Below are 351 nucleotides of genomic sequence, written 5' to 3' on the forward strand. Positions count from 1 at the left end.
GCCCCGGCGCCCCGGCTCCCGCCTCCGCCCAGTAACCCGTTACCCGAGGATTTTCCCCATGGAAAAGAAGCACGAACTGTCCGCACGTACCCATAGCGCCGCCGATAGCGCCGCCGCTGCCGCCGTCCTCGACGCACCGGGCAAGAGCGTCTATGAGGCGCTCTGCGAGAAGATCAACCTGTCGCCGGTCCGCAGCACGCGGCCGGTGGAGTCGTTCCAGAGCGCCGATGCGTTGTCCGAATCGTCGCTCGACGAGCGCGTGGCGCAGGCCATGCACGTGTTCCTGAAGATGATTCAGGACTCGTCACAGCAGGTGGACCGGCTCGACAAGAGCCTGCTCGACTTCCACAT

1 pseudogene is annotated in these 351 nt (G+C 65.5%); it reads left to right on the forward strand.

Going from position 1 to position 351, the window contains the following annotated elements:
* Positions 1 to 58: 58 nt before the first annotated feature.
* Positions 59 to 351 (forward strand): annotated as a pseudogene (locus tag AB4Z27_RS29870) (type VI secretion system contractile sheath large subunit); the annotation flags it as partial.

Origin of the sequence: Cupriavidus sp. KB_39 (genome assembly GCF_052114485.1) — a bacterium.
In the GTDB taxonomy this organism is placed as follows: Bacteria; Pseudomonadota; Gammaproteobacteria; order Burkholderiales; family Burkholderiaceae; genus Cupriavidus.